The organism is Paraburkholderia sp. SUR17, from assembly GCF_029536165.1.
Classification (GTDB): Bacteria; Pseudomonadota; Gammaproteobacteria; order Burkholderiales; family Burkholderiaceae; genus Paraburkholderia; species Paraburkholderia kururiensis.
Genome location: NZ_CP120509.1, coordinates 42,008 through 63,313 on the forward strand (window position 1 = coordinate 42,008; position 21,306 = coordinate 63,313).

The 21,306-nt window shown below is 64.5% G+C and carries 19 protein-coding genes; 13 read left to right on the plus strand and 6 right to left on the minus strand.

All coding sequences use genetic code 11. The annotated features are described in order from the left end of the window. Positions 1-67 precede the first annotated feature (67 nt). The 3 genes from P2869_RS17785 (at position 68) to P2869_RS17795 (ending at position 4,107) form a co-directional block, all read left to right on the plus strand. Complete coding sequence (locus P2869_RS17785; protein WP_277599032.1) at positions 68-2,779, plus strand: circularly permuted type 2 ATP-grasp protein; 2,712 nt, start codon at positions 68-70, stop codon at positions 2,777-2,779. Beyond that, positions 2,776-3,678 (plus strand): transglutaminase family protein, encoded by a 903-nt coding sequence (locus P2869_RS17790; protein ID WP_277599033.1) that lies wholly within the window; start codon positions 2,776-2,778, stop codon positions 3,676-3,678. Before P2869_RS17785 ends, P2869_RS17790 begins: the two co-directional genes overlap by 4 nt. 180 nt (positions 3,679-3,858) lie before the next feature. Beyond that, entirely contained in the window at positions 3,859-4,107 is a 249-nt protein-coding gene (locus P2869_RS17795) for a hypothetical protein (RefSeq protein ID WP_277599034.1), read from the plus strand. Between the two features lie 175 nt (positions 4,108-4,282). On the opposite strand, the gene P2869_RS17800 is transcribed toward P2869_RS17795, so the two are convergent. The 3 genes from P2869_RS17800 to P2869_RS17810 form a co-directional block, all read right to left on the minus strand. Continuing rightward, on the minus strand, positions 4,283-5,101 hold the full coding sequence (locus P2869_RS17800) for a flagellin domain-containing protein (protein ID WP_017774226.1): 819 nt from the start codon (positions 5,099-5,101) through the stop codon (positions 4,283-4,285). 439 nt (positions 5,102-5,540) lie between these two features. Further along, positions 5,541-7,208 (minus strand): NRAMP family divalent metal transporter, encoded by a 1,668-nt coding sequence (locus P2869_RS17805; protein WP_277599035.1) that lies wholly within the window; start codon positions 7,206-7,208, stop codon positions 5,541-5,543. 58 nt (positions 7,209-7,266) lie between these two features. Continuing rightward, positions 7,267-7,419 carry a hypothetical protein gene (locus tag P2869_RS17810; protein WP_277599036.1) on the minus strand — a complete coding sequence of 51 codons (153 nt, stop codon included), beginning with the start codon at positions 7,417-7,419 and terminating at the stop codon, positions 7,267-7,269. Positions 7,420-8,440: 1,021 nt separating this feature from the next. On the opposite strand from P2869_RS17810, the gene P2869_RS17815 reads away from it, so the two are divergent. Beyond that, positions 8,441-9,952 carry a carbohydrate porin gene (locus P2869_RS17815; RefSeq protein ID WP_277599037.1) on the plus strand — a complete coding sequence of 504 codons (1,512 nt, stop codon included), beginning with the start codon at positions 8,441-8,443 and terminating at the stop codon, positions 9,950-9,952. A 235-nt stretch (positions 9,953-10,187) separates the two neighbouring features. On the opposite strand, the gene P2869_RS17820 is transcribed toward P2869_RS17815, so the two are convergent. Next, the gene (locus P2869_RS17820; RefSeq protein WP_277599038.1) at positions 10,188-11,753 is read right to left on the minus strand and encodes a diguanylate cyclase; all 1,566 of its coding nucleotides are present in this window, start codon (positions 11,751-11,753) and stop codon (positions 10,188-10,190) included. 383 nt (positions 11,754-12,136) lie between these two features. Here P2869_RS17820 and P2869_RS17825 point away from each other — a divergent pair, with 383 nt between their 5' ends. The 3 genes from P2869_RS17825 (at position 12,137) to P2869_RS17835 (ending at position 13,165) form a co-directional block, all read left to right on the plus strand. Then, entirely contained in the window at positions 12,137-12,412 is a 276-nt protein-coding gene (locus tag P2869_RS17825) for a hypothetical protein (RefSeq protein WP_017774232.1), read from the plus strand. A gap of 76 nt (positions 12,413-12,488) precedes the next feature. Continuing rightward, positions 12,489-12,821, plus strand: coding sequence for a superinfection immunity protein (locus tag P2869_RS17830; RefSeq protein WP_017774233.1), 333 nt, complete (start codon positions 12,489-12,491; stop codon positions 12,819-12,821). Between the two features lie 77 nt (positions 12,822-12,898). After that, on the plus strand, positions 12,899-13,165 hold the full coding sequence (locus P2869_RS17835; RefSeq protein ID WP_126875580.1) for a hypothetical protein: 267 nt from the start codon (positions 12,899-12,901) through the stop codon (positions 13,163-13,165). A 20-nt stretch (positions 13,166-13,185) separates the two neighbouring features. Here the strand turns inward: P2869_RS17835 and P2869_RS17840 are convergent, their stop codons facing one another. Next, the gene (locus P2869_RS17840; protein WP_277599039.1) at positions 13,186-14,589 is read right to left on the minus strand and encodes a GntP family permease; all 1,404 of its coding nucleotides are present in this window, start codon (positions 14,587-14,589) and stop codon (positions 13,186-13,188) included. Positions 14,590-14,976: 387 nt separating this feature from the next. On the opposite strand from P2869_RS17840, the gene P2869_RS17845 reads away from it, so the two are divergent. The 3 genes from P2869_RS17845 to P2869_RS17855 all read left to right on the plus strand — a co-directional run bounded on the left by P2869_RS17845 (position 14,977) and on the right by P2869_RS17855 (position 17,604). After that, the gene (locus P2869_RS17845; RefSeq protein ID WP_277599886.1) at positions 14,977-16,473 is read left to right on the plus strand and encodes a sigma 54-interacting transcriptional regulator; all 1,497 of its coding nucleotides are present in this window, start codon (positions 14,977-14,979) and stop codon (positions 16,471-16,473) included. A 156-nt stretch (positions 16,474-16,629) separates the two neighbouring features. Next, positions 16,630-17,226 (plus strand): BON domain-containing protein, encoded by a 597-nt coding sequence (locus tag P2869_RS17850; protein ID WP_277599887.1) that lies wholly within the window; start codon positions 16,630-16,632, stop codon positions 17,224-17,226. A gap of 141 nt (positions 17,227-17,367) precedes the next feature. Then, a complete protein-coding gene (locus P2869_RS17855; RefSeq protein WP_017774238.1) occupies positions 17,368-17,604 on the plus strand; it encodes a hypothetical protein in 237 nt (78 codons plus the stop codon). 97 nt (positions 17,605-17,701) lie between these two features. Here the strand turns inward: P2869_RS17855 and P2869_RS17860 are convergent, their stop codons facing one another. Continuing rightward, positions 17,702-18,544 carry a helix-turn-helix transcriptional regulator gene (locus tag P2869_RS17860; RefSeq protein ID WP_176048824.1) on the minus strand — a complete coding sequence of 281 codons (843 nt, stop codon included), beginning with the start codon at positions 18,542-18,544 and terminating at the stop codon, positions 17,702-17,704. 816 nt (positions 18,545-19,360) lie between these two features. Here P2869_RS17860 and P2869_RS17865 point away from each other — a divergent pair. From P2869_RS17865 to P2869_RS17875, 3 genes are all read left to right on the plus strand, one after another. Continuing rightward, entirely contained in the window at positions 19,361-19,561 is a 201-nt protein-coding gene (locus P2869_RS17865; RefSeq protein ID WP_017774240.1) for a hypothetical protein, read from the plus strand. A gap of 125 nt (positions 19,562-19,686) precedes the next feature. Beyond that, positions 19,687-20,886: a serine hydrolase domain-containing protein gene (locus tag P2869_RS17870; protein WP_126875583.1), complete on the plus strand. Its 1,200-nt coding sequence runs from the start codon at positions 19,687-19,689 to the stop codon at positions 20,884-20,886. 132 nt (positions 20,887-21,018) lie between these two features. Next, positions 21,019-21,306: an H-NS histone family protein gene (locus P2869_RS17875; RefSeq protein WP_026121323.1), complete on the plus strand. Its 288-nt coding sequence runs from the start codon at positions 21,019-21,021 to the stop codon at positions 21,304-21,306.

Here is a 21,306-nt window from a genome sequence, read left to right on the forward strand (position 1 = left end):
CTTGACCCGACTGACTCGACCCGACTGACGTACTGGCTCCAACACGCGATCAAACGCACCCAAGACCTTGGCTTTTCAATCGACCCTGCCGTTCGAGTCCACTGCGGACCACGCCGAAGCACTCGCGCTGCTGCGCATCCTGCCTGCCCGCGGCGGGCACTGGGACGAGCTGCGCGATACGTCCGGCGCGATTCGCGAGCCGTGGCGGCGCTTCTTCGGCCTGCTGGGCGAAGACGGTGTGGCCGGGCTCGAACAGGCGGCGACGTCGGTCGTGCAGCAGATCCGCGGCAACGACATCACGTACAACGTCTATGCCGACAAGGGCGAGCCGCGGCCATGGGCGCTCGACCTGCTGCCGTTTCTGATCGACGAAGACGAATGGGCGGTGATCGAGCGCGGTGTGGCGCAGCGCGCGAAGCTGCTTAACGCCATCGTGGCCGACGTCTATGGCGAACAGACGTTGCTGCAGCGCGGCCTGTTGCCGCCCGCGCTGGTGTACGGCCACCCTGGCTATCTGCGCGCGGTGAAGGGTTTTACGCCGCCGGGCGGCCAGTATCTGCAGATTGTGGCAGTGGACCTGGCGCGCGCGCCCACGGGCGAATGGACCGTGATGTCGCAGCGCACCGAAGCGCCTTCGGGCCTGGGTTATGCGCTGGAAAACCGGCTGATCGTCTCGAGCCTCTTTACCGATGCATTCCGCTCGCTGCGCGTGAGGCGCCTTGCGCCCATGTATTCGCAGCTCATCGCCACGTTGGCCCAGGCGGCGCGCGCGACGATGCGCGAAGACGAGCGCAAGGCAAAGGGCGACTCGCCGCACATCGCGCTGCTCACGCCTGGGCCCTTCAGCGAGACCTACTTCGAGCACGTGTTTCTCGCGCGCTACCTGGGCCTGACGCTCGTGGAGGGAAAAGACCTCACGGTGCGCAACGACATGCTGTACCTGAAGACGCTGGGCGGGTTGGAACGCGTGCACGGCCTGCTGCGCCGGCTGGATGACGCGTTCTGCGACCCGGTGGAATTGCGGGCCGATTCCACCATCGGCGTGCCGGGGCTGCTCCAGGTGATGCGCGCCGGCAACGTGATGGTGTCGAACATGCCGGGCGCGGGCTTCGTGGAGTCGCCCGCGCTGCATGGCTTCCTGCCCGGCATTGCCGCGGCGGTGCTCAATGAACCGCTTGCGCTGCCCAGCGTGCCCACATGGTGGTGCGGCGAGGAAGCGGCGCGCCAGCAGGCGTTCGCGCAGCTCTCCGAAGCTTTTCTCGTGCCCACGTGGCCGGGCATGCAAGGCCGCGTGGGTCCCGGCGCGCCGAACATTCCGGCCGGCATGGCGCGCGGGCCACAGCGCCTGGCGGACTGGGCCGAGCGCATCGAACAGGCCGCGGACGCGTTCACCATCCAGCAGCCATTGCCGTATTCCTACACGCCGCGCTACGAGGAGGGCACGCTGGGCGGCCGGCCCTCGGTGCTGCGCGTCTACGCCATTGCCGACCTGAACGGCGACTGGCACATGCTGCCTGGCGGCTTCACGCGTCTTGCGGCGGAGCACCAGACGTCGGTTTCGATGCAGTTCGGCGGCAGCAGTGTGGACACCTGGGTGCTGTCGAGTCAGCCCGGTTCCACTTTCTCGCTGCTGCCATCGCCGATGAAGCCGGGCGACCTTGCGCGCCGGCATCGCATGGTATCGAGCCGTGCGGCGGAAAACCTGTTCTGGGGCGGCCGTTACGGCGAGCGCGCCGAAAACAACGTGCGGCTGTGCCGGCTGATACTCGGGTCGCTCGAAAGCAACGACGCCGATGAAATGTTCGGAACGCTAACGGAACTCGCGGCGCAGTGCGGGCTGATTCCATCCGTCGATACGCTTGCGCACAGTTCGCCTCACGCGTTCGAGCGCGTGCTCGTTGCGAATCTGCACGAGAACGCGGGGTACGCGAGCATCGGCCAGAATCTCGCGAGCCAGGCGAGGGCGAGCGGGGAGGTGCGAGGGCGGCTTTCCAACGACCACTGGCGCACCATCCTCGCGGCGCGCAATGATTTTCGCGACGCGCTGAGCGGGCTGTCGCTCGCGCCAGGCGGGCAGCGTCAGATGTTCGAGAACGGCGGGCCCGGCTCGGGCAACGGCAACGGTGGGAATGGCGCTAACGGCGGCAATGGCGGCAATGGCACCGCCCGCGACCGCTACGAGCCATACGACCGCATGAAGCTGATGAAGGCGCTGGAAGACCTCGCCACGCAGCTTTCGGCCATCAGCGGCGCGCAGGGCGACCGCATGACGCGTGACGAAGCGTGGCGGCTGCTTTTCGTTGGTCGTCACATCGAGCGCGTGGCCACGATGACGACGTTCCTGCACGTCATTGCGAGCGAAGGCCGGCTCGCTACGCCCGCCGGCTTCGATCTGCTGCTACAACTGTTCGATTGCACGCTCACGTATCGCTCGCTTTATCCGGGGCGCTTCGAGGTGCCGGCGCTGCTCGATCTGCTCGTGATCGACCCCACCAACCCGCGCGGCCTCTATGGCGTCTACGACCGCCTGCGCAAGAAGCTCGATGAAATCGCCGTGGCCGCAGGTGGCACGCGACGCGCGCCGTTCGCGGAACTCATGCCACCGGTTGCGGCGTTGCCCACGCTCGAGCAGTTGTGCGAGCCTGGCGAGAGCGGCCGCTTTCCGGTGCTGCTCGATCTGTGCGAACAGCTGGGCGCCTACGTTGCCGCGGCTTCGAACGAGATCAGCGCGCGTTACTTCAGCCACGCGAATTCGCTTGCCGAGCAGGTGGCGCCATGAGCGGCGATGTCGTGCTGACTGTCTCGCATCACACCGTGTACCGCTATTCCACGCTCGTGGAGACCGCGCAGCATCTCGCGACGATCCGCCCGCTCACGTGTGTGTGGCAGCGCGTGATGGCGCACAGCGAGCGCATCGAACCCGAGCCTTCGTATCGGACGAGCCGCGTGGATGCGTTCGGCAACGACCTGCTCTATTTCTCGTTCGACTCGCCGCACGACTACCTCAAGATGACGAGCGAGACCACCGTGCTGCTGTCGCCGCGCTGGGCATCGCTGGATCCCGAGGCCACGCCGTCTTGGGAAGAAGTCGCGCAGGCGCTGCGTTTTCGCGCGGGCGGCGCGTTTTATCCCGAAACCGAGTTCTGCTTTGCATCACCCAACATCGCGCTTCTGCCTGAGCTGCGTGCCTATGCACAGCACAGTTTCACGCCGGATACGCCGCTTGCAGCGGGCGCGATCGACCTCATGCATCGCATCTACGCCGACTTCAAGTACAAGCCCGCCGCGACCACCTTCGATACCCCGGCTGCGCGCGCGTTCGAACTCAAGCACGGCGTGTGTCAGGACTTCGCACAGGTGATGATCGGCTGCCTGCGTACGCTCGGTTTGCCCGCGCGTTATGTGAGCGGCTATCTGCGAACTGACCCGCCCGAAGGCGCGCCGCGTCTGATCGGTGCCGATGCGTCGCATGCGTGGGTCTCCGTGTTTTGCCCGGGCGTGGGCTGGATCGATCTCGATCCGACCAACGACGTGCTCGCCGATCTCGATCACGTCACGCTCGCCACAGGGCGCGACTATAGCGACGTGTCCCTGCTGCGCGGCATGATTCTCGGCGGCGGCGAGCATCAGGTCGAAGTGGCCGTGCACGTTACGGGCGGCGAGCCGACCCTGGCCTAGTGCCGTCTGCGTGCGTTTTCGCGCATACCGTAACCCGGCGTTACCAAACTCGCAGACACGTTGCACCTGTCAAACGCTCCGATGCGTAGACTCCCGTCCACGGCCCCTCGGGCCGGACGTCGCATGGTGCGGGCATTTGTCGCACCCTGCCTACGATCCATCAGCCGACAGGAGTGCCCCATGCTGCCACCCAGGAACCGGACGGTGACCGCGCAATTCGACAACGTGGAGATGTGTGCCGAGTACAGCGAAGAGACGGGACGCCTTCGCATCCTGCGCGACGGCGCGTTGCTTCACGAATGGTTTCCGCCCAACTCGTGGTTCGCGATTGCATCGGTGGCGGGCGCACGCAACTGGGGAACGCAGCCCGATGAAAGCGAATTGCGCGCGTTGCTCGCCAGCGAGGTATCGGCGTTGCGTATGGAGTGAAGCCGAGGCGCGACGCATACGTTCGCTTCACGCGAGACATCATCGAAGCGCGCTCCCATGAAAAAAGGTGGGCGGCTTTCACCGTCCACCTTCGACAGCACGCCGGCCACCCAGGGCGGCCCCACGCGCTGAATATCGCGCGACGCAAGCAATAAGCGCGTCGCGCGTTCGATGCTTACTGCAGGAGCTTCAGCACTTGCTGCGGCAGCGAGTTCGCTTGCGCGAGCACCGAGATACCGGCTTGCTGCAGCACTTGTGCTTTCGAGAGGTTCGCCGTTTCCGAAGCGAAGTCCGCATCGACGATCTGCGACTTGGCAGCGCTCAGGTTGGTCGATTCCGTCTGCGTGTTGCTGATAGCGGACTGGAACGTGTTCTGCGTTGCACCCAGCGTTGCCTGGAAGTTGTTGACTTGCGAGAGCGCTGCGTCGATTGCGGTGATCGCGTTCTGTGCACCCGAGGTGGTCGAGATGTCGATGCCCGAGACGCCCAGGCCCGACGCATTCCACGTGGTCGAACCGAAGTTCGCCGTGATGGTCTGGTTCGCCGATGCGCCGATCTGGAAGTCCACGCTGCCGAGGCCGCCGAGCACATTCTGGCCGTTGAACGTGGTTTGCGTTTCAACGCGGTTGATTTCCGTCAGACGCGTCGTGACTTCAGTCTGCAGGTTCGCTTGCGCTGCCGAGCCGAGCGAGCCGTCGCCCGATTCCACGGCCAGCTGGCGGATACGCTGCAGGTTGGCCACGGTCGACGAGATCGCGCCCGAAGCGGTTTGCACCATCGAAATGCCGTTGTTCGCGTTCATCACGCCTTGATTCAGCGCGTTGATGGCAGCGGTCTGGCTGGTCGCGATAGCGAGGCCGGCGGCGTCGTCAGCGGCGGTGTTCACGCGCTTGCCCGACGACAGACGGTTGATGGCCTGCGACAGGGCGCTTTGCGAGCCGGACAGGTTCGTCTGCGTCGTCAGCGACAGGATGTTGGTATTGATATTAAGCATGAATCCCCTCGATTGGAGTGCGGATGTGCGTTTGATAACGAGTTAGGTTGCCGGCGATGTACTTGTCGGTCCGTGGACCAGCAACCTGTCCGTGTTATCGGCTCCGGATCGAACAACTTGAGAGGGGATTGTTCGTGGGACTGCGAAGTATTGTGTGAGGCCCAAAAAAATACCGGCCAGGTGGCCGGTACAAAATCCTCGTACTACATCCGAGCACCGTACGCCCTGTCGCAGGAATCGCGCGGTGTGCAAGCATTATGCGTGCTTCGGGCAGGGTTCGACAAGCGGAACATACCCTGCTTAGTGCAAGTGCTTACGCTCTCTTCCTTGGTGTTCCACGAACTTTTCGCGCTTTTCCGATGCGCGCGCTGCCGTTCTTAAGCATCCCTTAAGCTGCGTTCTGCTACGGGCGTGCTCTGTGTCGTTCGTATGACCTTTGCTATTTGAGCAACATCATCTGCACGATCTTCACGACCACGAGCCCTACGGCAATCATGAGGTAGCCGCGCAGCACGGCCATCCATACGCGGCTTGCAAGCGTCACGCTGGGCGGCGGCAACTCGTGAAGCGGCGGCATGCGCCAGGTGTCGCGAGACGATTGCTCGTGTGCCGTGGCGCTCGCCGTTGCTGTGTCCACCGCTTCACGACGAACGTAGCGCAACCCGATCGTCGCGATACCGCCCACCACTGCGAGCAGTGTGCCGCCCGCGAGCACGGCGATGATCGTGTGACCACTGATGTCCGGATACATCACCGATGCCGTGAGGATGACTGACAACATCACGAGCACCCAGATGACGGCCGCGGTGAAGACATTCAGCTTCATCGTGTTCGCCCACGGTCCGAGCACGGCCTTGTCGTTGCACAGCAGAAGCAGGAATACCGTGGCGCTGGGCAGCAGCACGCCAGCCAGTGTTTGCACGGCTTCCGTGAGCAGTCCGAGCGGACTGCCGGGAATCAGCACGAGCGCCGCAGCGGCGGCAACGATGCCGAAGTACACGAGATAGAAGCCCTTCGCGTCCGACACGCCGCGATGCAGCGAGTGGCGAATCTTGAATACGTCGCCGATCGCATAGGCCGTGGAGAGCGATACGGCTGCGGCGCCGATGATGGCGGCATCGAACAGCGCGATGGCGAACAACACGGCTGGCGTGCGGCCCGCGTACTTTTCGAGACTCGCGATCACGCCGCCTGCGTCCGTGAAGTTGCCCGCTTCGGGCTTGCCTGCGTAGAGTGCCGCGCAGAAGACCATCATCGCCACGGCGCCGATCAGTACGAACGCAATGCCGATCCAGAGATCGATCTTCTCGTACTTCATGAAACGCGGCGTGATGCGCTTGTCGATCACGTAGCTCTGCTGGAAGAACAACTGCCACGGCGCCACGGTCGTGCCCACGATGCCGATCACGAGCAGCATCACGTCCGCGAGCTTGCCGTGCGAGGGCCAGCCGGGCACGAGGAAATCGTGCGTCATCTGGCTCAGGGGCGGATGAATGGTCACGAGCACCGGCACGAGCAACAGGCTCAATGCGCACAGGAACACCGCAAAACGCTCGAAGCGCTGAAAATTTCCGGTACTGACGGCGGCCATGGTGAGCGCCGCCGCGATGCAGACACCCGCAACCTTCGACACGCCGAAGAAGTCGAGCACGAACGTCATGCCGATGAATTCCGTGACGATGGTGAGTGCGTTCAGCAAGAACAGATCGATCACGCTGAAGGCGCCCCAGAACTTGCCGAAGCGTTCGAAGATGAGGCGCGCGTGGCCCACGCCTGTCACTGCGCCGAGGCGCAATACCATCTCCTGGTTGACGAACAGTACCGGCACGAGCAGCAGCATCGTCCATAGCAAGGAGGTGCCGTAGTTCTGCCCCGCCTGCGTGTAGGTGCCGAATGCGCCTGCATCGTTGTCGCCTACCATCACGATGAGGCCGGGACCCAGAATGGCGAGCAGCGTGCGCAGCCGGGCACCCCAATGCGTGCGCGGCGCAGTGTCATGGTGAGCGATGGTGCCGAGTGCGCCCTTGATGTCGCCCAGGTGGGCATCGTCCAGAACGGCGCTGCGCTGAAGGCTGCGTGGTGGTGAAACATTCGCTGGCGTGGACATTGGTTTTTCTCCCCGAGTAGCGGTTTGTCGAATGAGATGAATGTGCGCTTGCGGCGCGTCAGGCGACGCGGTTCACGAGGCTGCGCCAGAGCCGTAGCCAGAGCCGTACAAGCAGCCGCGATTCACGGGGTTGCAGCGAAAGCAGGGTGTCGTAGTGCGCGTGCGATTCGTGCACGCGCGGCAGTTGGGAGACGAGCAGGCCGAAGTTCATGATGTTTCTCCGTGCGTCTTGGGGGACGCATTGGGCGGAAAGCCAGCAGACGGAGAAAGGCGCTTTGCGCGCGCAGTGAAGGACGTCTACTCGCTTTCCTCAGCTAAACAGGAAAGCGCCCATAGCGGGCATGTGGGGCAATTCGGGCATAAGGGTTCAGGGTCGCTGTCGGACATTCCGGCTCCTTTATCGCTGCGTCTTTCACGCTGGTTCAAACCGCGCGCGACGGACGCATTGGTTCACGCTCGCGCCTGCCGCCCGACATGCAGCGAGGCGGCAAGGCACGTACGAACGGCACCCCCGGCGCGAGCCGGGGGTGCAACTGCCATGCGAATGCACGCAACGAGCGGACGCAGGTTGCGGCGCGCCACATGGCGCGAACAAGGGTGCACGAAGGAAGAGACTGCGACGCGCACCGTCTGCCTGCTGGCAAGACGGCGGCTTGAAGAAGAGAGCGCGGACGTCCTGCCGGTCAGGCAGTGAATCTGTTCGAAGATCGACTACTGCAGGTATCCAAGGCATTCGCCCCGCTTGTGAAGATGCTCGAATTTTAGGCGCCCGCCGAATAACAAGTCAACGACTTCGATAAGCAGAACAAAGGTATTTTGCTGGCTCTGTTTCTCGCGTCACACATCGCGCTGGGCACGTTCGAGCGCGAAAGCAAAATGAAATGAGTACGGTCAGGTGAATAATTCGCGCCGCCGTGCGTTTACGTCATTTTTGCTTGCTGTCCCGTTCGCGCCCCGCATACAATCCGGCCCGTTTTCAACGGAAAGGAAGTCCTCGTGAACGCAGGCTCCTGTAGTGGATGTTCCTTGTCGGCTGAGGCCGGCGGCATGGCCGCGAAATAGCGGGCAGGGTTTCTCTTTTGCCGCTAGCTCGCCGCAGTCGGGTTAGCGCGCTTCATCACGGCGCTCTCGCGCTCGTCTCACAAGCCGCTGCTGTTTTCATGGCCGCGCCATACGCAACGTGTCTGATCGAAACCTGCCGGGTTGCCGGCGGATAACCTTGCCATCACACCATGAAGAACAAACTCAAGACGAGCCTGCTGCGTGCGGGCGCTCCCGCGAGCCTGAGCGTGCTGCTGTGCGCGGGTCTCGTGCCCAGCGCATGGGCCGACGACAACAACGGCGCTGCGGCAGCGGCGTCGGGTTCCACCGCGACTGGCGCGCCTGCACAGCCCGCCACGTCGGCCGGCGGCACAACAGCGGGCTCGGAACAAGCCGCAGCCGCCCCCACCGGGCTGTGGGACCGCTCGAACCTCTTTGGCGACATGGGCGGTCTGCGTCCGTGGCTCGGTAATTACGGCATCACGCTCGGGCTGCAGGAAACGAGCGAGTACCTGAACAACCTCTCCGGCGGCGTGAAACGCGGCGGCGCCTACCAGGGCGTGACGCAGTTCAGCCTGGGGCTGGATACGCAGAAGGCCTTCGGATTGCCGGGCGGCACCTTCAACGTGTCCGCGTTCCAGATTCACGGCACCAACCTCACGTCGCGCAATCTGCAGACGCTGCAGAGCGCGACGGGTATCGAAGCGGATGCCACCACGCGGCTCTGGGAACTTTGGTATCAGCAATCGCTGCTGGGCGGGAAGGTGGACGTGAAGGTGGGGCAGCAGAGTCTCGACCAGGAGTTCATGTCCACGCAGTACGGCAACACCTTCATGAACGCCTCGTTCGGCTGGCCCGTGCTGCCGTCCAGCGACATGCCCGCGGGCGGGCCGGCCTATCCGCTCTCGTCGCTCGGTGTTCGCGTGCGTGCGGCCGTGTCGGATTCCGTGACGGTGCTCGCGGGCGTATTCGACGGCAATCCAGCGGGCGATGGCACCGGCGACGCGCAGAAGCTCAACGCGCATGGCACCAACTTCAACCTGCACAACGGCGCGCTCTTCATCGGCGAGGTGCAGTACGCGATCAACCAGCCGTCGTCGGATGCTTCCGCGCCGCAGCCCGCCGGCCTGCCGGGCACCTACAAGCTCGGCTTCTGGTACAACACGCAGCGTTTCGACGATCAGCGGTTCGACAACACCGGCCTTTCGCTCGCCAACCCGGCGAGCACGGGCACACCGGCGTCGCATCGCGGCGACTACAGCTTTTACGCCGTCGCGGACCAGATGGTGTGGCGCGCAGGGCCCGACAGCCCGCGGTCGATCGGTGTATTCGCGCGGCTCATGGGTGCGCCCGGCGACCGCAATCTCGTCGACTTCGGCATGAACGCGGGTGTCACGCTGAAGGCGCCGTTCAAAGGACGTGACAACGACGTGGCAGGTCTTGCGGTGGGCTACGCGCACATCGGTTCGCATGCGCGGGGCGAGGCAAGCGACGCCGCCGCCTTCACGCCGGGCACGCCTTCGCGCAGCGCCGAAACGGTGGTCGAGGCGACGTACCAGTATCAGATCGCGCCTTGGTGGCAAGTGCAGGCCGACTTCCAGTATGTGTTCCGACCCTCGGGCGGCATTTCGAATCCGCAAAACACGGCGGAGCGCATCGGCAACGAAGCCATCGTCGGTTTGCGCACCACGGTCGCGTTCTGAAGCTCGACGCGTCGCCATACGGGGCCGCACGCCGCGCCACAGCCTGTCGGGCGGTGTGGCGCGAAGGCAGCACCATCAAGAGATCGATGTCGAAGTCTGCGGCGGGCGCGGTGGCAGTGGCGGCGAAGGTATGCTGCGCCGCTGACCTCGCACGAGGCCGCATACAACGCGGCTCAAGGCCGCCCCACGCATCACGTCACTTGTGCAAAGCGCCCCGCAGCGAAGCGTACGAGCCTCACGGACCGACGACGTTGTCCGCAGCGGCGGACTCTTCGGCGGCGGCGTCGAGCACGTGGAAGCGGAACGTGCCTTTGCCGGCTTCCTTGGCGTGGTAGAGCGCGGCGTCGGCGCGCTTCATCAGCACTTCCATCGTGTCGTCCGCCGCGGCGAACGATATGCCGATGCTCACGCCGATGCGCGCCAACGTACCGCTCTGCAGCCTGTACGGCCCCGAGATCTGCTGGATGATGCGACGCGCCAGCGCCGCGCCGAGCGCGCGTGTGGCGCTCTCGACCACGATCGCGAATTCGTCGCCGCCGAGGCGCGCCACGATCTCGCCCTGCCGCAACAGGCGGCGCAACCGCTCCGACACCATTCGCAACACTTCGTCGCCGGCGTGATGGCCGAGCGCGTCGTTGACCTGCTTGAAGCCGTCCAGGTCGAGGTACATCACGGCCACCGTGACGCCTGGTGGCTGATCGCGCACGCCCAGCAGGCGTTCCAGTTGCTCGCAGAGGTCGCGCCGGTTGAGCAGACCGGTCAGCGGATCGTGTGAGGCCCAGTAGAGAATCTGGGCCTGCGCCTCGCGCCGCTGCGTCACGTCTTCGATGATGATCACCGAACTGCCGTCCGGCACCGGGTTGCGCGTCATCTCGAGCTGGCGGCCGTCGGTGAGTTCGAGGTCGAGCGGACCGGCTTCGCGCGCAAGCCACGCGGCGCAGCGCTTCACGAGCTCCTGTCGCAGCGTTTCGCCGAACCTCACGAGGCCCACGTGCCCGATGAACTCGGGCAGCGGCACGTTGAGTTTCAGCGCCTCCACTGTGGCGCCGAACAGCTCGGCTGTGCGACGGTTGGCGATTACGACGCGATTCGCGTCGTCGAGCGTGCACAGGCCGAGCGGCATGTGAGCGAGCGCCGCGTCGAAGCGTGCGGCGAGTTCGGCGTGCTTCTGCTCCGCGGTCATCAGCGCCACGAGGCCGGTGTAATGGCGGCGCACCACGGACACCATCGCCGCCAGATAGAGCCCGAGCGGCGGCACGAGAATCCACCATCCGCCGCGCCAGGCGAGCAGGCCGCCCAGACCGATAGGCAGCGCGCCGAAGCATAGCTGCGTAATGGCAAGGCGCGGGACGGCCGCGTTGCGTGACGCGATGCCGCCCAGAATGCCGGCCGTCACCATGATGGCGAGCGTGGCGAGCTGGGCGTCGCCGGACATCACGCACGCCATGGTTCCCAGTCCGAACGAAATGCACGCCACCAGCCCGGCGGGCGCGTACCAGCGCGCCCACGGGGCGGGGTCCACGACCTCCTTGCGGCTGCACGTAGCGAAGCAGCGAATGATGGCGAACCGTGCGGCCAGTATCGCGAGGTCGGCGACGATCCAGAGGGCGGCCCACAAGTGATGCAGGCGCGCGAGCGCGACGCACGCGACGAACGTGCTTGCAATGCCCGAGAGCAGCAGCGGCTGCGTGTTTTCGAACAACGTGGAGAGCAGCGACGCGCGAATCGAGCCGGCGACGGTTGTCTTGCCGCACGGTGGTGTGGCAAGGATGGAATCGAGTATGGACGGTCCGTCGGACATGGTGTGGCCCCTGCTGGTGGCCGTTTGCGTGGCCCCCTTTTTGTGGCCTCGTGTATGGAGTTGCCTTTCCTGTTTGTGACCCTTCGTGGCCCTAAGGACCGGTCTGTGCAGGCCTGAACCGCCCGGGCAGGCGGCTGCTTACTTCGTTTACGGCTGACGCCGCGCTTTCTGCACCCCGTGTAAACGCCCAAGGCGCGGGCCTGCTGCGCCCGCGCTCGTCGTGACCACGATTGTTCATCCGGTCGCAATTGTGATTTCAGTCTATCGGCATAAATTTTCGATAGAGCTGCTCTAAACTCCCTTCCAACGTCGCTGCTGCCTGAAGTGCCTGAGCCACCGAACGGCGCAGCGGTTCGAAATCGAAAATCCTTTTGGAGGTTGTCATGAAGACCAAGCTGATCGCCGCTGTACTCGTCGCTGTTTCCGCCGCTGTTGCTGCTCCCGCGTTCGCAAGCGGGTACGGCCCGGCTCCGTTCTATCGTCCCGCCGACGGCGCGCCCGCTTCGCAACGCGGACAAAGCTCGCAAACGGTGGCGTCCGAGCAAAACGCCGTGGCCGGCGCGGCTACCGAAGCGTTCGGCGGCGTGGCGGACGGCGCGTCGCAGTCCGGCGCGCGCCACGTGGCCTCGGTTGCGAACGACGTCTACAAGGCCCATTGATCGCTGAAGCAACAGGAGCGGGCCGCATGTGCGGCCCGCTTCGTCGAGACACGACGTTCGATCACGAGGTGATGCAATGCTGCAAATTCTGGAAGGGGCCGCGGTGATTGCCGCAATGAGCCTGTACCTGATTCCTTCCATCGAAGCGGACGCGCGCGAACACGCTGACGCGTTCGCCATCACGATGGTGAACATCCTGCTGGGCTGGACGATTGTCGGCTGGTTCGCGGCCCGCGCCTGGGCGCACCGCGCGGACGACACGCAACCGCTGCTGCGCACGGCGCAACGGATTCGCAGCGCGGTGGGCCGGGTGACGAGCCAGAAGATTGTCGATCACGTGAAGCTGCGCGCGGCGCTGGAATGTCGCGACCTCACGAGGCGGCACGTTGCGACGGGGCCGTGTGCATGATGGCGGCTCGTTCTACCGGCGAGACGGGTCCCATGCGTCGCCTTGCGCGATCGTTGGGACCGCAGGTCGTTTCATTGATGGCCGCGAGTGCGGTGCTGGCGGGCTGCGCCTCCGCCACGGACGTGAGCGCGACAGACAAGCCGGGCACCTACACCGTGTCGGCCTCGGCCACGGGCGGGCGGCTTGCATGGGCACGCGCCCATGAACGCGCGGTGACCGAAGCCAACGATTACTGCGAAAGCCGCGGCATGCAGACTAGCGTGGCCTACGAGCGAACGGACGGCATCGAAGCGTTCCAGCAGCATGGCGCGGTGCTGCGATTCGAGTGCCATCCGAAGTTCTGAACGTCTGAACGGGCGCGGCCTCAGACTAGCCCGGTCATGTAATAGACAGCGATCACGAAGAACACCGCGAGCGTCTTGATGACCGTGACCGCGAAAATATCGCGGTACGACTCGCGGTGCGTGAGCCCTGTCACCGCGAGCAGCGTGATAACGGCGCCGTTGTGTGGCAGCGTGTCCATGCCGCCGCTGGCCATGGCCACCACGCGGTGCAGGACGTCGAGCGGAATGTGTGCGGCCTCGGCGCCCTTGATGAAGGTGTCGGACATCGCCGCGAGCGCGATGCTCATGCCGCCCGACGCCGACCCCGTGATGCCGGCCAGCGAACTCACCGAAACCGCTGCGTTCACGAGCGGATTCGGAATGCTCTTCAGCGCGTCGCCCACCACGAGGAAGCCCGGCAGCGCGGCGATCACGCCGCCGAAGCCGTATTCGGACGCCGTATTCATCGACGCCAGCAACGCCCCCGCCACGGCGGCCTTCGTACCCGTTGCGAAGCGGTCGCGCACGCGGTTGAACGCCGTCAGCACGACCAGCAGAATGCCCAGCAGCAGCGCGCCTTCAACGGACCAGATGGCGACGACCTGCTTGATGGTCGCCGTAACGGGCGCGTGCACGCCAGGCAATACCTCCGGCGCCACGGCGTAGGTAGCCGCGCCGTACCACTGCGGAATCAGGCGCGTGAGCGCGAAGTTCGCCACGCCCACCAGCACGAGCGGCGCGACGGCCAGCAGCGGATGCGGCAGGCTTGCCGTCTCCACGCGCTCCGGTTCGTTCACGAGCGCCGTGCCGTAACCTTCGCCCTTGGCCATCGCGCTGCGGCGCCGCCAATCCAGATAGGTAAGACCCACCACGATGATGAACAGCGAGCCGATCACGCCGAGCGCGGGCGCGGCCCAGGCGGTCGTCTTGAAGAACGTGGTCGGGATGATGTTCTGGATCTGCGGCGTGCCCGGCAGCGAGTCCATCGTGAACGAGAACGCGCCCAGCGCAATCGCGCCCGGCATCAAACGCTTCGGAATGTTGCTCTGGCGGTAGAGCTCCCCGGCGAACGGGTACACCGCAAAGACCACGACGAAGAGCGACACGCCGCCATAGGTCAGCAACGCACACACCGCGACGATCACGGCATTGGCGCGCGAGCGGCCGATGTACCGGATGGCGGCCGCCACGATCGATTCGGAGAACCCGGACAGTTCGATCACCTTGCCGAACACGGCGCCGAGCAGAAACACGGGGAAATACAGCTTCACGAAGCCGACCATCTTCTCCATGAAGATGCCGGAGAACACAGGCGCCACGGCGGCGGGGTCGGTGAGCAGCACGGCGGCGAGAGCCGCGATGGGCGCGAAGAGAATCACGCTGTAGCCGCGATAGGCGGCGAACATCAGAAACGCCAGAGCGGCAAGGACGATGACAAAGGACATTGAGTCTCCTGGTTGTTTTACGTGTACGCGCCGGCTTCGCGGGTGCGGTGGGGCATGTTGCGGCGCGATGAAGCGCGCCGCTGTATGCAGGTTCCGTGCCTGTCGGCCTGTAAACGGTGCCGCTGGCATTCGGGTACCGTCGGGCCACCCCGCCTGAGGCGGCTGTGCGGTGTTTGGCACAGCGAGCCGCCCGTCACGTCGAGCGGCGAGTCACATCGCTGGCCGTACCAGGCTGTCTCCATAGAGAGACGCCGCGGAGCATACGCGGGCCACAGATTACACCGATATCCGTGTATTTACGGGCTTGCTGCCCGTCTCCGCTGCGGGATACGATTTTCTCGAACTGGAGACAACGGGACATCCAGCATGCCGGGAGACGCTGACAGCATGATGAACGACTGGGCTGGCCTGCCCGCCACCTACGGCGATGTGCTGCGCCGCGCCATGGATTCGCTTTTCCGCACCTTCGAAAACTTCAGCGAAGGCACGTTCATCGTGGATGCCGACGCGCGCGTCGTGTGGATCAACAAGCGCTACGCCGCGCGCTTCGGTTTTGCGGACCCGCAGCAGGCCATCGGCCTCGACTGCGAGACCGTGATTCCCAACAGCCTCATGCGCGAGGTCGTGAACACGGGCAAACCGATTCTGCTCGACATCCTCGAGACGGACCGCGAACCGCTCGTCGTCACGCGTCTGCCGCTGAAGGACGATGCGGGCACGACCATCGGCGCCGTGGGTTTTGCGCTCTTCGACGAACTCAAGGCGCTCACGCCGCTCTTTTCCCACTATTCGAGGGTCCAGCAGGAGTTGATCGCGACGCGCCAGTCGCTCGCCCAGGCGCGGCGGGCCAAGTACACGTTTGCGAGCTTTGTCGGCACGAGCCCCGCGAGCCTCGAGGTGAAGCGTCAGGCGAGGCGGGCGGCGCAGGTCGACTCGCCGGTTCTGCTGCTGGGCGAAACTGGCACGGGCAAGGAACTGCTTGCGCATGCCATTCATGGCGCGTCGTCGCGCGCCGACAAGCCGCTCGTTACGGTAAATGTGGCCGCCATTCCGGACACGCTGCTCGAAGTCGAATTCTTCGGCGCGGCGCCGGGCGCGTACACCGGCGCGGATCGAAAGGGCCGCGTCGGCAAGTTCGAGCTTGCCGACGGCGGCACGCTGTTTCTCGACGAGATCGGCGATATGCCGTTGGCGCTGCAAGGCAAGCTGCTGCGCGTGCTGCAGGACCGCGAGTTCGAACCGCTCGGCTCGAATCGCATCGTGCGCGCGGACGTGCGGATCATCGCGGCGACCTCGGCCGACTTGCCCGCGCTCGTCGCCGCCGGACGCTTTCGCGCCGATCTCTTCTATCGCCTCAACGTGCTGACCATCCATGCGCCGCCGCTGCGCGAACGGTTGTCGGATATCGAGTCGCTCGCTTACGCGATTCTGGAGGACCTTTCCACAGCGGGACGCGGCGGTCATTTCGAGCTACAGGAGGACGCGTTGCGGCTGTTGTGCTCGCATGCGTGGCCCGGTAACGTGCGCGAGTTGCGCAACACGCTGGAGCGGGCGGTGATGCTGTCGGACAGCGAGCGCATCGATGCGCGGGCGCTCGCGCCGTTCATCGCCGTGGCCGGCGCTTCGCATGGCGCGAGCGCCGCGCCGGCCGCCGCGGCTAATGTGGCGGCTGGCGGTCGCGATGCTGCCGCGGCAACGGCAACGGCCGTGGCCGAAGCGCCCGCCCAGCAGTCATGGGCCGATGCGATGGCGGCTTTCGAGAAGCGCTTTCTGGGCGAGGCGCTTGAGGCATGCGACGGACACGTTGCGGCCGCGGCCGCGCGTATCGGCATGGGACGCGCGACGCTTTACAAGAAGATTGCGGCATACGGCATCGAAGTGTGACCGGCGGCGTTTCCTTGCCGCCATCGGGAGACAGCGATGAGGCAAGCAGCGGCGTTGCAACGGAATGGGCAAGCGAGCGCGATTGAGCGGTCCGGAGCGAGGTCGCGTGCGCGGCATCGACGATCGGGCGCGGTGGCGAACGCAATAGCCAAACCTATGCTCGCGGCGGCGATCGTTGCGAGCATGCTGTGGGCGGCGTCTGCCGCGGTTGCTCAGGTGCCCCTTCAGACTCCCCCTCAGACGCCTGCCGCTATTTCCAGCGTTTCGGCGGGACCGGCTGCCTCCGACGCGTCCGCTTCGTCGGCACCGTCCATGACCGAGCGCAAGAACTGGTACAACGATCCATTCTTCGCGCTCTCCCAGGACGTGCGTGGTTGCCCTCTGCCGCTTGGTCCGCTCATGACCAAGGCGGAGGCCGAAGACGACGCGCACTACCGCGTAGAACGCGGCACGACGTGCTGGCTTGCCCATAAGTGCACGAAGCCCAACTCCTATCTCTACGACGCGCCCATTGCCGACGCGATTCGCGCTTATTTCAAGGGCTCCGCGGCCCATTCGCTGGCGGGCACGAGCGTCTGGATCACTGTGCAGCGGCGCTTCGTGTACGCGGAGGGTTGCGCCCCGGCATCGTTCGACCGGCAAACGCTACAGCGCGAGCTCGAGGCCATACCGGACGTCGAACAGGTCTTCATGCGCGTGACCGATACCCCGAATGGCCCGCTGCCGTACAAAACCCTGGCGGCGCCCGAATGATGCGGTGCAGTGCGCGCGGGGCACAACGTGGCAAAATCTGCGTCGAATAACAACGAGCAGACCGGGGTCTGACATATGGCACGCAATCGTTCGTTTTGCCCACGCTGGATCAAGAGAAAGCCCACTGCAAGGATTGGCGCATTGGCAACTGCCGCGGCGCTGAGCACCCTTGCCCTGCTTGCCGGGTGCAGCAGCGGTCCGCCGCTTTTCCTCTCGGACGGCCGGCCCACCACGCAGGTGGACTGCTCGGGCACGGGTACCTGGGACTCGTGCGAGCAGCAGGCCCGCGCCCGCTGCGGTGGCGGCGCGTTCGACGCGTTGGGCCGCTCCATCGAAGGCCAAACGCGCACGCTCGTATTCGCCTGCCAGGCGAAATAGCGCGCTTCGCTTCAGCCTCTTCAGCGTTTCAGTTCAGAGCTTCCGGTCAACGCTTCGGGCCATGACGTCGGTTCGAAGCGTCGTATCAAAGCTTTCGTCATAGTTTCCAGTCACGCGCGGCCTGCACGTACCCGACCGCGCTTGCGCCCGGCAGATGGAGCAGCAGCCGGACGAGATCCGGTTGGCGATTCGTGCCCGTCTTCTGGTAGATGGACTGCATCTGCTTGCGCACCGTGTCGGGCTGCACGCCCACGCGCGTGGCGATGTCCTTGGGCGTCAGGCCGTCGGCGAGCAGATGCGCGATGCGGCTTTCCGCGGGCGTCAGATCGAAGGCGGCGGCGAGCAGATCTTCGTCGACAGGGGGCGCCGAGCGAGGGTGATAGAAGATCAGCATCGCGATGGTGCGCAGCCCGAAGGTGGCCGACACCTCGCCGGGCACGATCAGGTTGTAGAAGACGTAGAGCATGTCGCTGCTGTCGGCGCCCGGCTCCACGGCGGGCAGGCCGCTGTTGGCGGCGTCCGTGCCGCCCTGGCTCGTCATGGCGCCGTGGCCGTGGCCCTGGCGTCTTGCCGGCGGCGCCGCTTCGCCGGGAATGCGCATGACGCGATAGTGGGCGGCGTCTTCATAGGCGCGCGGCTCACCGCTGCGCACGCGCCTTTCGGTTTCCGCGCAATCTTCCAGAAAGCGGCTATAGAACGGTTCGGGCAGCACGATACGCCGGCCGGCAATGCGCACGAGGGACGTGCTTTGCAGCAGGTGCTGCGCCGGTTCGTTGTGGCGCAGGAGTTCGCCTTCCGTGGAAGTCAATATGACGGGCTGCCTCGACCGGTTGACGAAAGCGTGCCCCACGAGCGCGTCAGTCGAAAACACATAGCGCTGGGCCTGCAATTGCGCTGCCCGCTCCAGATGCGGCGTGAGCCGTTCGAGAAATGCCGCCATTGCAGGAGGAAATGGTCCCTGCGCGGCTGTACGAAGACACGCGAAAATGACAGTTACCGTTTCATTTTCCAGGATTTTGCAAGCAGAGACATAGCGCCGTCCCACCGGAATCACGAATTCCTGAAAAAACCGGTTTTGCTGCACGAATACATCGTCAAAATGTTGATGACAATGGAACCATTTGCCGACCGGATACGACCAGAACAGTTCGAGTCTTGGATCGATTCGGTGATATCGCTGGATATATAGGATTTCACCGGCAGGCGGCAAGTTAAATCCGTCGCTGAATGACAGTGCCTGATGGCGTTTGTCAAATGCGAGCACGTGGATAGTGGTCGCGTCAACGAACGCAGCAAGCTGCGCGTAAAACGCCTGCCAGGCCTGTGGATGGCCTACGGTGTCATAAATCCGGTGCAGCAGGCGATCATATTCAACCTCGCTTGGCTCCACGGTTCCCCCGATGTTGATGGCGGTCCGGCGAACACGTGCATTCCGTGCTGCTCATATTTTCCCCAAATGAGGAATATACAAGGAAATTACCGCCCGTTAATCTCTCCGCTCCTTTCCGCACATTTCCCGGCCAGTTTGGCGGAGAAAACGAGAATTTCGGTGCGGAGGCCAACGTTTGTCGCGGGGGCGCCGTTTTATAGTGGCTTACACGTGCGCCGGCAAACACAGAGAGGGCAGGTTTTTCCGCATCGCAGTTGCGGCTAAGGACAAAACGGCACAGTTTTCCGCTACGAGGGCACGGCCGAAACCTCACGAACGCACGTGAGCGTGTGTGCAGCGGTCTTGATTGCAATTCCGGGGAAAGCAATGAATCACCATCAACTCGAAAAAGACATTGAGCATCTGGAGCAAGTCATCGCAAGAATCTCGGCGGAAGACCGTATTCCGCTGTCCTACTGGCGCAATCGTCTCGCGCGGGTGCAGTCGGCCGATCTCGTGCCGTCGCAGGCGAGCCGCATCCGGCGGCTGAACGAGGCGCTTCAGGCGCTGGAAGCACGAACCAAATAGGCCGGCACGCCGCGCACCTGTGCCACCTGCGCGGCGTTGAAGACTGCACGGCCGACAAGCATCGCAGCCATACTGAAGAAAATGCCGGCCTTGGGCCGGGCGACTGGAACACTCAGGGGGCCTCGATGAGACGAGCAGGATTTTCCGCTGCGCGACTGGAAAAACTCGGCACGGTCATGCAGGGCTACGTCGACCGGGGCGACGTGGCCGGTGTCGTCACGCTCGCATGGCGGCATGGAGAAACCGCGTGGTTCGACGCGCGCGGCTCGCGCGACGAATCGTCGCAGGCGCCCATGGAGCACAGCACGCTGTTTCGTATCGCGTCGATGACGAAGCCGGTCGCGAGCGCGGCCGTGATGATGCTCGCGGAAGAAGACCGGCTCGCGCTCGACGATCCAGTGTCGCGCTGGCTGCCCGAACTCGCGTCGCCCCAGGTGTTGCGCGATCCCGCGGGCCCGCTCGACAACACCGAACCGGCGCGCACGCCGGTCACCGTGCTGGACCTGCTCACGCACCGGGCGGGCTATGCCTATCACTTCACGTCGATGGGGCCGCTTTCCGAGGCCTACAAGACGCTCTTCGATCGCCGCGATGCCTTCGCGAATGCCGATGCATGGCTTGCCGAGGCCGCGCGGCTGCCGCTGATCTTTCATCCCGGCACGCGCTGGAACTACAGCATCGCCACAGACATTCTCGGGGTACTGATCGAGCGCGTGAGCGGCACGACGCTGGAGGCATTCCTGCGCGAACGCATCTTCGTGCCGCTCGGCATGCGCGATACCTCGTTCTGGGTGCACGAGACGCAGCTGCCGCGCCTTGCCACGGCTTACGGCGTCACGCCGGGCACGATGCGGCGCGTCGTCGAAGATCATCCGTCGCGCAGCCGCTGGGCCAACCCCGCGCGCTTTCAAAGCGCCGGCGGTGGGCTCGTTTCGACGGCGCAGGACTATCTGATGTTTGCGCGCATGCTGCTGGACCGCGGCCGTGTGGACGACATTCGTCTGCTCTCGCATCGCTCCGTGGACCTGATGCGCTCGAACTTCCTCACGCGCGACCAGCGTCGTATTCCCGCGTTCGGGCACGTGCATTGGGCCGGCCAGGGGTTCGGGCTGGGCCTCGCTGTCGTGGACGATCCGGCTCAGCAGTTGCCGCTCGGTTATCGCTCCACGGGCTCTTTCGGCTGGCCTGGCGCTTATGGCACCAGCTGGTTTGCCGATCCCGTGGAGAACATGATCGGCGTGATGCTGATTCAGTTGCGCACGGTCGAACCGTTTCCCATGGCCGCCGACTTCGAACGCCGCCTTTACGACGCAATCGACGATTGACGCGCGTTCTACCGCATGCCAATTGGTGGCTTAGCGGCGCTTAATCGTTTACGATCCGGTCCATGCCGCTTTATGGCGTACATTTGTGCGACGCATCGCGGCACTTACCTTGCAGACCGGAGATAAATGCTCATGCCAAGCTATAAGCAACTGACCGCCCAACTCGAAAAGCTCCATAAGGAAGTTGCCGTTGCACGCGAAAAGGAACTCGCGCAAGCCATTGCCGAAATCAAAGAAAAGATTGCGGAATATGGCATAACTGCCGAAGAACTTGGCTTTTCGGGCAAACGTTCGGTGGCACGCAAGCGCCCTCTGCCCGCCAAGTACCGCAATCCCAAGACCGGCGAGACCTGGAGCGGCCGTGGCCGCGCCCCCGCGTGGCTGGTCGGCAAGAATCGCGATCGCTTCCTTATCGAATAG